We start from the raw sequence: 10,079 nt of genomic DNA on the forward strand, positions 1-10,079 counted from the left end.
TTTATACCGTTCTTTATACCACACAAACACTTTGGCTAATATGTCGAACCATGACAGTATTTTCAATTTTTTCAGGCTGATAATCCAATCCGAATGTTTCTGCAATAGCAGCGTGTACCAGATTGACACCACTATAGAATGTGTGCCCTATTCCACCCGAAGGGCGAGGATTAACTTCCAAAATAAATAATTGCCCACGATCATTATAACGGGCCTGCATATTCACCAAACCATCACAGCCAAACAATTCAGCAACCTGTCTAGCCAGTTCAATGGCCTCATCTTCGAGTTTCAGTTGCTGATAGCCACCGCGCTGTTTACAACGGACAACCGCACATCGGACTTGCCCATGCACACAAAACATATCCACTGAACATTCCTGACCCGATAAAAATGGCATCACCAAATAGGCAGGCGGATTGGGTGATTGTCGATAACTTTCAATAAATGTTTGTGGATGCGCCCTAAAATTCTGACTATTGGCAAACATATCAAATGATGTCGCCTTTGTATCCAGATGCCAAAAACCTGATGCAAATACACCTGTCACAGGCTTTACACATACTTCACCTTTCTTCGACCAGCTTTCATAGGCGGCTTGCAACTCTTCAGCATGATATACAGTGGTGGCAGGGACAACCGCAATCTGATGGTCTAAACAGGTTTGGGTAAATACTGATTTATCATGTAATTGGGCAATCTGCTCCATGTGATCGCAGCCAGCCATAATCCGAATGCCCAAAGCCTCAAAACGGTGTTTCTGTTCCAGATAAATTCGTCCAAAACGCCCTGCAATAATTAGCTTTACCTTTAGGCGCTGTGCCTGTTGTAGCACCCATTCCACTCGCTCAGCTAAAGCAGGTTCCTGTAACGCAATATCTGCAACAGACGTGATTTCAGGCCGCCAATCGGGATGGGAGGCCACCACATGAATAGGCAGATTAAAAGGTGTATGTTTTGCTGCAAAAATTAAATCTCGCTGACAGGAATGGGCCTGGGTAAACCAGATTCCAATAGAGTTTTCAACGATATTCATTTCTGTATTTGTTCCCATCACTTGTAAAGTTGCATTCATTCACATTGCACCATTTGTACAACCACTAAGCGTCCGCCATCTTGGCGTGACAATAAAATCTGCTTGCCATCGGTCAATTCAATTTTTCCACCTATCGGAATAATCTCTTTGCTTGCCACGTCCATCAGTTCAGGTAAATTCTCATTAACCAGCCACCATTGCTGTTGATGGAAAATAAAATAACCCACCCGTTTGGTTTGCTCTACACTTAAACGTTCATTTGGCGCAATTAAGTTATTGGCATGCCATTGATAAATTGATTGGCCTGTCCAGACCATCAAACGGTGATTATCAGGCCTAAAGTTACCCTCTCTGCGTGCCGAATATAGGTTTAATACAGGCAATTTGCCGTGAAATGCCGTGCCACAAAATGGGCATACAGGTTTGGTGCTGTTGTCAAATACATACCATTTTTGACCACAATCTGAATTTAGGCATGGCTGCATTAAATCAACCGTTTTCACCAACGCCGTTTCCCAGTCATTGGCAGATGGACGCTGCTGCGGTTGATGTAAACCTGTAACAAAACTCTGTAGAAAGAGTTCCTTTAAATACGGCCCTGTCACCGTAAATGGAATTTTTTCGGGATCTGCCCATGGCAAGGCACTCGGACGAACCTGCGCCACTTTAACCCGATTACCTGCATCCGTTGGGTGTTCAATAAATAATGCTTTTTCACCCATTGCCAGATTTTCATCTTTTTGTGGGTCATTGACATCATGTACTTTGCCACCACGTAATGGATGGCGATAGAGCAAATACATATAAATCAGCACAGCCAAAGCATGACGATCCGTCATGATATTGGGCAAATGCCGTTGGGGATCATCTTTTTTAAGATGGTTGGTCATCACCACTTCAGGCGCAATAAAATCTGGTGTTCCCACCACATCAGGCGGATATTTGCCTGGCACAACCAAACCATCAACATCAATAACGCAAGCACGCCCCATGACAGGGTCAATCAAAATATTTTTATAGGACAAATCGGAGTGGGCCAAACCAGCCGCATGCATACGGCGCACTGCACGCGCAATTAAAATACAAATCTTGAGATAGTTCAGCCATGTGCCTTTTTCTCGTTCATCCAGAAAGCGGTTCTGGTTATTGGCACTGGCAAACCATTTTCCCTCTTTTTCTTTCCCTTTAATCCCCAAAAAATCATTATTTTTAGAACCAAACTCAAAGAAAAATGGTTTTTGATAGGTAGGTGCTGTAATCCCAAGCAAACCATTGTATTCCACCAAGCCATCAGGCCAGCAAAACACATTTTTCCAGTAATCACCACCCGCACCGTTAAAAATACCTTGCCATTTATTGCCCACAATTTCTTTTAACCGATCTTTCTGCCGTTCCAGTTCAGCCTGAGACTGATAAAAATGGTTTTTTTCCTTGCTAAAAAAACATACAACGTAAGATTTATCAGGCGAAAAATAGACATCTTTCATCGCACCCGAACCAATCACTTCATCTACAAAAGCGATTGGACGGCCATCGAGCGTTTGACATTGAATGACTTTACTCATCTAGCACCCCTACTGAGTCATCTGGTACAGTCATATTACTTATTTGATCATCTTGTAGCATTTGCCATAAAATCGCCAATGTTCGATCATCATGATGTCCTGCACTAAAGAATTTTGACCATTCCAGTAAAGCCTGTTCAGGTTTTTCCTGTTGTAAGTGTGGTTCAATTTCTTGCCAAAGTGCCTGCCATTTTTGTTGATTTTCCAGCCCTGCATCCGTTTCAAAACGCGGATCAGAAATCCCATCAGTCATGAGAATTACTGCCTGAGCGTCATCAAAATAGCCAATATGGACTCGCTGTTTAAAATCTCGCAGCAAACAACCATAATCTAAAAAGCGGGTTTGTCCTGCAAATTCCCCCCCATCAGGTTTACCCATTAACCGCACGCGGTCCTTACCATAAACTGCAATCGCTCCATCACCGACCCAAAAACTACTTATAAAGGTTTTATTGTCTTGTTGCCGTACCACTGCAAACAATAATGTTGTAGCAAACAATTTAGAAGCAACACCTTGTCGAGTGGCTTCATGTTCAATTTGTTCAATGGCTTGTGTTACGGCTGAATAAAACGCATCACTAAATTGATTGCCTAACTGATGCGCTGCATTTTTGGTTTCAGGATCATCATTGGCTCCGATTTGCCACTGTGCCAGCAATCGGTCAGATTCACCTGATTGTTTTTGCATGAAAGCTTTTAAATACTCACCAACAGTATTCACCGCAACCCTCGACCCCTCACGGGAAAATTCGGCACTTCCTGCACCATCTGCCACAACCAATACCGACCAATTACTATCCGCGACCTGAGCAACAAAAAAATCATCATCACGGAATGTTCCTGCATGTTCATGTGAACGTCCTCGCTGACTACACGCAGCAATATTAAAATCTGCCGCCTTAATCAATTGACAACGATTATTTGCTTTCCAATACATCGCATTTGGATCAGGCTCATTCACCTGCCATAAACTACGTGGGTCAGCCGTGACAATAAACGTGACTTCCCCTGACAACCATCCTGCCTGCTCATTTGCCGTTTTATATTGAAAAATGAGTTTAAATTCACCTGCCTGTGTGGGTATGCCTGAAAGTTGCTGTGTCACCGCATCAAAACAAATACCCAGATTTTCAGGAATCCTGACACTTTCATGATGAATCTGCACATCCTGTTTCACGGGATATTGCATTTGAATGCTGGCTTGATAGTCCTGTCCCACTCTAGCGTTGGGAATCTGAAAGTGAGGCATTTTTTTCACCGTTTTTACCCCAGTTTGCAGGGGTGTTGAGGTATTGTCTGGAATAGGGCTGGATTGTTTTTCAATGATTGGAGTCGTTACGGCCAACGGTAAATGTGTAGGCTCAACCGAATTAGATTCAGACAAATCTGTGATTTCGGATAATATGGATTGATTGTCATTATTTGGTGGTGTCAAAGGTTGTTTCTGTTCTGATTCAAGGTGCACAGATTCTGCTTGAACGGTATCAGGCTGTGGATAAAAGCCCAGAGATTCTACAGCATTTTTTGACACCCCATGCTTTTCACATAGGCTATTTTGCATAGGCGCATAAATCGCCAAGCGCCCCTGTTGCAATATCTGTTGCAACAAACATCCCTGAAAGTCTGGCAATTGTTCCAGTTGGAACCCCAGCACATCATAAAGCTGTTCTGCCAAATCATGGTAGGCATTATAAAGACGCTTATTTTGCACACATTTCTGCCACCACTCCTGATCTTGCATCTGAGTCGATGGCTGGGTTTTATGATTTAAAAGTTGTGCCAATGTATCAGCAAGGGCCTGTTGTAATTCTGGTGTTAATGGCTGAAGCATAAACAAAATTTCCTTTTACCTTTAAGACAAATGTCTTAGCCTCGCCCACGCTGCACATCAAACCCATCCGAACCGCCATAACCAAAACTCACCTGACGGCGGCACCACGGACAACTGACTTCTTCACTAAAACCGTCATAACACATCAATTGACCACAGCCACACATGGCAAATGCGGTTTCTGCCAAACAATGTGGGCACTCAGGCGCGCCTTCAAGCAAAGTGGTATTGATTTGCTGTTGGTGCTGGCTTTGATCTGACCATGTAAAATAATCCTCATCAATTTTGCAGCACTCTTTCAGTTGGTAGTGATACAAATTGAGGTTAATATCTAAGTCTTTAGGGGCCTGATACTGAATTTCACGTTCAAATTTCATCAAATAAGGGCGATTTAACTTTCCACAACGCCCAACAAAAGTTGCACACTGCTCATCCAGCAAAGTTCGTGGCTGAACATCTTTAACCAGGCGCATATAGCGCTCATCCAAAGGCGGTAGATGTTGCTGCTGTTCTCCATCTCCCACACTTTTACTTTGCGCGACGACTGAGGCACTGATCCATTGGAAGAACTTTTGGAAATCTTTTTCATTCAACTCATCAAAGGCTATACAGTGTTCCGTCAGTTGCTTTAAAGTGTGATAATCGACATTTTTCCCCATTCCCAGTGCAATCAGTGTACAACGTCGGGCATACTTTTTTTGCCAGCGATAAATTGCATCCTTGCATTCATCGGTTGGTCGCCCATCTGTAAATAAATATACGACTGGCTTCCAGTCACCTTTGGTTTCTGTTGTGGTCTTAATCAAATGACGATCAAACTCATTCATTAAATGTTCCAATGCTTTGCCTAAATGTGTACCACCGCCCAAAGGTAATTTCACTGGATAATAAGCAAACACTTCCACCAAAGGCACCAAGGTACGCACAATTCCCGCAAAGGCAATCATTGACACATATACTGTTTCCAGGGCATAAGGGTCTTTGCGTAACTGCTGCATGATGAGTTGAATACCCTGCTGCATCTGCTCAATATTTTTCCCCACCATGGATTCAGAACAATCCAACACAAAAAAAACAGGTAAACGGCGCATCTAACTGAATATCCTTAATAATTTATACTGTTATCTATAAAACCAGTTGCACTTCAGGCGGTGGTGGTGGCAATGAAATCGAGTTTGAAATGCCTGCACTGCTGCTGCCTGCCACCACACTTGCCGATACCCATTTGAAGAATCCTGAAAATGATGCAGCATCCATGGTATCCAATACCACAACTTTATCTGTCAGTTGCAATAAATGTTCAGTTTTGGCTTTGGGCCCTGCCGCACAGGCAACAATACTGGCAAAGTTTAATTGCTGAATCACAGAAACTGCTTGCTGATATGCATACACATCTGAGGGTGAGCCATCTGTCATGACAAATAATAAAGGTCTCCAGTCCCCTTTAATCTCATCGCTACTTTTTTGAATTTGCTGGCTCACTTGTTGTGCCAACAACTCCAGAGCAGCGCCCATAAAGGTTGCCCCTGCACTTGGCACATCAATATTGTTCAATTGAACCTGATCGAGTGGGGTCAGTGGCAAATAGACCTTTGCCTCTAAATCAAAGGTAATGATACTTAAATGCACACTTTCCAGTGCATAAGGGTCTTGCCGTAATGCACTAAGCATCGACTGCAATCCAACATTCACGGAATGAATTGGCTCTCCTCGCATTGACCCCGAAGTATCCAATAAAATATAAACAGGCAAACGACGCATTATTATTTTTCCTTATTTTCAGTATATTATTCGCTTTCTTTTTTTAACATAATTTTTTTGGTTCTACTATGCACCAGCCCTTAATTACTTAAAATAAATAGACAATTCTGTATGTTTAATAAGTATTTGCAACAAGCAGTTAGATAGAAACCACAAGCCAAATATTAAATTTAAGGGGACTCAAGCATCAGGACTTGAGTTGAATATTCTGTAACTCACCATCAAAGGTTTCAATTAAACTTTTAATGGCAGGTTCCTGCTGTAATAACTCAACAGCCCGATGAAACGCCTTTTCCTTACGCATGACCTGCATGGTAAAAGGTGTTATCGAATCAATATCTTGATATTGCACATTAAACTGCGTATTCGGCCACTGTGACTTAAGTGCATCTTCCAACGCCTGCCTTAATTGTGACAACATGCCCTCGTATTTCTGCGGAATATGAAACACAGATGAGCCATTAATATGCCCCTGCATGATGCCATGCTGTGCCAACTCCTGGACGGCTGGCGAAAGTTCACTATTTCTAAACCAGTATTCCCATTTATCCAGATTCCACTCACCCTCCAAAACCTGTTCACGAAGTTTAAGAATATCTTGAGGCATGAGATTAGCTTGGTCTGCCAAATGCATCGTTTCAACCTGTTGAACTACATCAACCACAGGCATGGCAAATTGGTTGTCAATTTGCTGTTCCGTAGCAATAAATGTTTCTTCAAACAATTCAGGTTCAGCCTTAACGTTTGGCTCAGGTGCTTGATTGATGATTTGTGTAACTTCAGTTTGTTCTTCTACGGGAAAAATCAATACCTCATCTGATTCTGTAAATTCACTGGAATGAGCATTTTGCTGATGGATAGCTGAATGATCCAACCCAATCAGTTGCCCATCCGCTGCATCAAAAACCATAACATTTTCATTCTGAATGATGCGTTCAGGTTCAACACCAACCATTTCCTGCTGAACCACAAGCTGTTCTTCAACAATAGTAACTTGCTGCAATTGCTGAATTTCTGCTGGACTTGGCTCAGTTGAAACGACTTGCTGATGAGAAACTACAATATTTTGTGGGTTTGTGCCCCCAACAGTAATTTCACCAGCAGATAACGGTCTAAATGCGAGCAAACGCAAGACACACATTTCAAAACCTTGCTCTTGCGTGACTGCAAGTTGCAGATCAGATCGTCCCTTACATGCAATCTGATAGTAAAGCTGCAAATCCTGAGCAGAAATCAGTTTGGACAAATGTAGAATTTTTCGATTGATTTCTTCACTGTATTTCAAGGCAAGATCAGGCAGATACTGCAACAACGCCAACTCATGCAAGGTTGAAACCAACTGATCCAGAACCAGAGAAACATCTAAAGCCTGTTGCCTAAACTGCAACAACAACTGGCTGACATGCGCTTGTTGGTTGTGATGAATTGCTAAAATCAGGTCATAAATAATGGTTCGGTCAATCAGCCCCAGCATGTCTTTGACATCTTGATGATGTACAGCTCCCTGACCATAGGCAATGGCCTGATCCGTTAAAGACAGCGCATCACGTAATGAACCCTGTGCCGATTCAGCAATTTGCCAGATCGCATCCTGATCAGCTTCAATATGTTCTTTATTTAAAATAGCGGTTAAATGCGTGGTAATTTCATCAACAGCCAAAGGACGCAGGGTAAACTGCAAACAACGAGAAATCACCGTAATGGGTAATTTCTGTGGATCGGTGGTTGCAAACAAGAACTTCACATGCTCTGGCGGTTCTTCCAGCGTTTTTAATAAAGCATTAAATGAATGCGTTGAAAGCATGTGCACTTCGTCAATCAGGTAGACTTTGAAGCGACCCTGAGTTGGTGCATAAGGAACATTGTCCAGTAACTCACGGGTATCTTCAACTTTGGTACGTGACGCAGCATCAATCTCGATTAAATCAATGAAACGCCCTTCATTCACGGCCTTACAGGTGGCACAAACTTCACATGGGGTTGAGGTCACACCTGTTTCACAGTTCAGGCATTTGGCTAAAATACGGGCAATTGTGGTTTTACCCACACCACGCGTCCCTGTAAATAAATAAGCATGATGCAATCTTCCACGCTCCAATGCGCTGGTCAACGCACGGGAGACATGATTCTGCCCCACTAACTCATTGAAATTACGTGGACGGTATTTTCTTGCCAATACTTGATACATGGATACTCCTTATAGCCGCTTTAGCATACTGTGTTTTTAAGAAGCTGTGAATGAATCCCGAACTGATTGATCAAAATTAGGGTTTGTTGGCTGTGATACAAGGCTTGCACCGCCTTTCAACTCAAGGGACAATACACGTTATTGATTTATTTTCGGCTTCATCATCATGTCACAACCTTTAACGGTATTGGGCGGTATTACCGCAGAACAATTTTTAACTGAATACTGGCAAAAAAAACCACTGCTGGTGCGTAACGCAATGCCCGAAATTGTTGGGCTGATTGAACCTGATGATGTTAAGGAACTGGCATTGGAAGAGCACGTCAGCGCACGTTTGATCCGTCAAAAAAACAAGAACCCAAATGAATGGCACGTTAAATCCTCACCTTTAACCAGAGGTGATTTTCAAAAACTGCCAAATTTATGGACAATTTTAGTTCAAGCGATTGATCACTATTCCTTTGATATTTCAGAGCTTTGGAAAAAGTTTCCTTTTATTCCGCAATGGCGACGTGATGACATTATGGTGTCCTACGCACCCAAAGGCGGATCAGTTGGCAAACACTTCGACTTTTATGATGTTTTTCTGGTACAAGGACATGGTCATCGCCGCTGGCAGTTGGGTCAAATGTGTGACGAATCAACCGAGTTTGTGCCAGATCAACCTTTAAAATTATTGCCTGAAATGGATGTTCATTTTGATGAAGTTCTTGCACCAGGTGATTTACTTTATGTACCACCTGGACTTTCCCATTACGGTGTTGCGGAAGATGAATGCCTGACTTTTTCATTTGGTTTCCGTATGCCCAACCTCGCAGAAATGATGGATCGAATCAGTGACCAGTTTGCAGAAAATAGCTTACTGAAAAATCCCTTGCTGGATATTCCCCGCCAGCCTGCAACGACAATCGGTGAAATCAACGATAGCGAATTTAGCTATTTAAAAAACCAGTTACTCGATTATCTCTGTCAGGCGCCTGAATTTGATGCTGCAATTATGGCATATATGAGCGAAGTCAAATATCCAGACAATATTCCTGAACCAGAAGAAATTGAGGCAAATGACCTGATTGAAATCGTGGATGCAGGCTATGCACTGATGCTTGAACCAGCGATGAAACTACTTTACAGACAGCAAAATGGATCATTAGAGTTTTGGGCAAATGGCGAACCTGTTTGTGTTTCTAAAGCGTTTGAAAAACAACTACAGCACTTGGCCAATGGTAAAAGCCTGATATTTGATAAACAGTTGAATGATACTGAAATACGGGAAGAGATTGCCCAGTTGCTGAATGATGCCATTTTAATGCTGTTACCACCCAATTAAACTTGAAAAGTATAGCTATTAAATGAATCACTAAAAATGAGGGCCTGCAAAATATCAAAGGCCCTCATTAATCCAATACGACCCAAAAACCTGTTTTTGATAAGAGCTACATTTTATTCCTTGAATTAGAATAAGACTTACGCATTGACGGATTCAAAAAAGTATTAAACTAGTGGCTCTAGACTAGCAGAATACACGTAGACCACTTCAAAAGAAAAGTCATCTGAAAAGATGAACATAAAAAAGCCCTTGTAAAAAACAAGGGCTTTTTTTAATATTTGGCAGAGGATCAAGGACTCGAACCTTGACGAACGGTTTTGGAGACCGTCATGCTACCATTACACCAATCCTCTATAACAGCATGATCAAAT

At 42.2% G+C, this 10,079-nt stretch carries 7 protein-coding genes and 1 tRNA gene; 1 reads left to right on the top strand and 7 read right to left on the bottom strand.

From position 1 onward, the window contains the following. Positions 1-13: 13 nt before the first annotated feature. The 6 genes from F973_RS09405 to dnaX all read right to left on the bottom strand — a co-directional run bounded on the left by F973_RS09405 (position 14) and on the right by dnaX (position 8,381). Positions 14-1,075 (bottom strand): ATP-grasp domain-containing protein, encoded by a 1,062-nt coding sequence (locus F973_RS09405; RefSeq protein WP_004761440.1) that lies wholly within the window; start codon positions 1,073-1,075, stop codon positions 14-16. Further along, positions 1,072-2,601, bottom strand: a complete 1,530-nt coding sequence (locus tag F973_RS09410) for a helix-hairpin-helix domain-containing protein (protein ID WP_004761441.1) — start codon at positions 2,599-2,601, stop codon at positions 1,072-1,074. The genes F973_RS09405 and F973_RS09410 overlap by 4 nt, the downstream gene beginning before the upstream one ends. Continuing rightward, positions 2,594-4,432, bottom strand: a complete 1,839-nt coding sequence (locus F973_RS09415) for a PP2C family serine/threonine-protein phosphatase (RefSeq protein WP_004761442.1) — start codon at positions 4,430-4,432, stop codon at positions 2,594-2,596. The genes F973_RS09410 and F973_RS09415 overlap by 8 nt, the downstream gene beginning before the upstream one ends. 35 nt (positions 4,433-4,467) lie before the next feature. Continuing rightward, positions 4,468-5,523: a TerY-C metal binding domain-containing protein gene (locus tag F973_RS09420; protein WP_004761443.1), complete on the bottom strand. Its 1,056-nt coding sequence runs from the start codon at positions 5,521-5,523 to the stop codon at positions 4,468-4,470. Between the two features lie 34 nt (positions 5,524-5,557). Then, a complete protein-coding gene (locus F973_RS09425) occupies positions 5,558-6,193 on the bottom strand; it encodes a vWA domain-containing protein (protein WP_004761444.1) in 636 nt (211 codons plus the stop codon). A 187-nt stretch (positions 6,194-6,380) separates the two neighbouring features. Further along, entirely contained in the window at positions 6,381-8,381 is a 2,001-nt protein-coding gene (gene dnaX / locus F973_RS09430; RefSeq protein WP_004761445.1) for a DNA polymerase III subunit gamma/tau, read from the bottom strand. Positions 8,382-8,547: 166 nt separating this feature from the next. Here dnaX and F973_RS09435 point away from each other — a divergent pair, with 166 nt between their 5' ends. Then, positions 8,548-9,708 (top strand): ribosomal protein uL16 3-hydroxylase, encoded by a 1,161-nt coding sequence (locus tag F973_RS09435; protein ID WP_004761447.1) that lies wholly within the window; start codon positions 8,548-8,550, stop codon positions 9,706-9,708. Between the two features lie 279 nt (positions 9,709-9,987). Here F973_RS09435 and F973_RS15340 read toward each other — a convergent pair. Continuing rightward, a tRNA-Trp gene (locus tag F973_RS15340) sits at positions 9,988-10,061 on the bottom strand. Positions 10,062-10,079 lie beyond the last annotated feature (18 nt).

Source organism: Acinetobacter sp. CIP 102129, from assembly GCF_000368305.1.
In the GTDB taxonomy this organism is placed as follows: domain Bacteria; phylum Pseudomonadota; class Gammaproteobacteria; order Pseudomonadales; family Moraxellaceae; genus Acinetobacter; species Acinetobacter parvus.

Coding starts and splice junctions, on each gene's coding strand:
- F973_RS09415 (WP_004761442.1), bottom strand. CDS start 4,432: ATGCTTCAGCCATTAACACCAGAATTACAACAGGCCCTTGCTGATACA.
- F973_RS09420 (WP_004761443.1), bottom strand. CDS start 5,523: ATGCGCCGTTTACCTGTTTTTTTTGTGTTGGATTGTTCTGAATCCATG.
- F973_RS09435 (WP_004761447.1), top strand. CDS start 8,548: ATGTCACAACCTTTAACGGTATTGGGCGGTATTACCGCAGAACAATTT.
- F973_RS09410 (WP_004761441.1), bottom strand. CDS start 2,601: ATGAGTAAAGTCATTCAATGTCAAACGCTCGATGGCCGTCCAATCGCT.
- dnaX (WP_004761445.1), bottom strand. CDS start 8,381: ATGTATCAAGTATTGGCAAGAAAATACCGTCCACGTAATTTCAATGAG.
- F973_RS09425 (WP_004761444.1), bottom strand. CDS start 6,193: ATGCGTCGTTTGCCTGTTTATATTTTATTGGATACTTCGGGGTCAATG.
- F973_RS09405 (WP_004761440.1), bottom strand. CDS start 1,075: ATGAATGCAACTTTACAAGTGATGGGAACAAATACAGAAATGAATATC.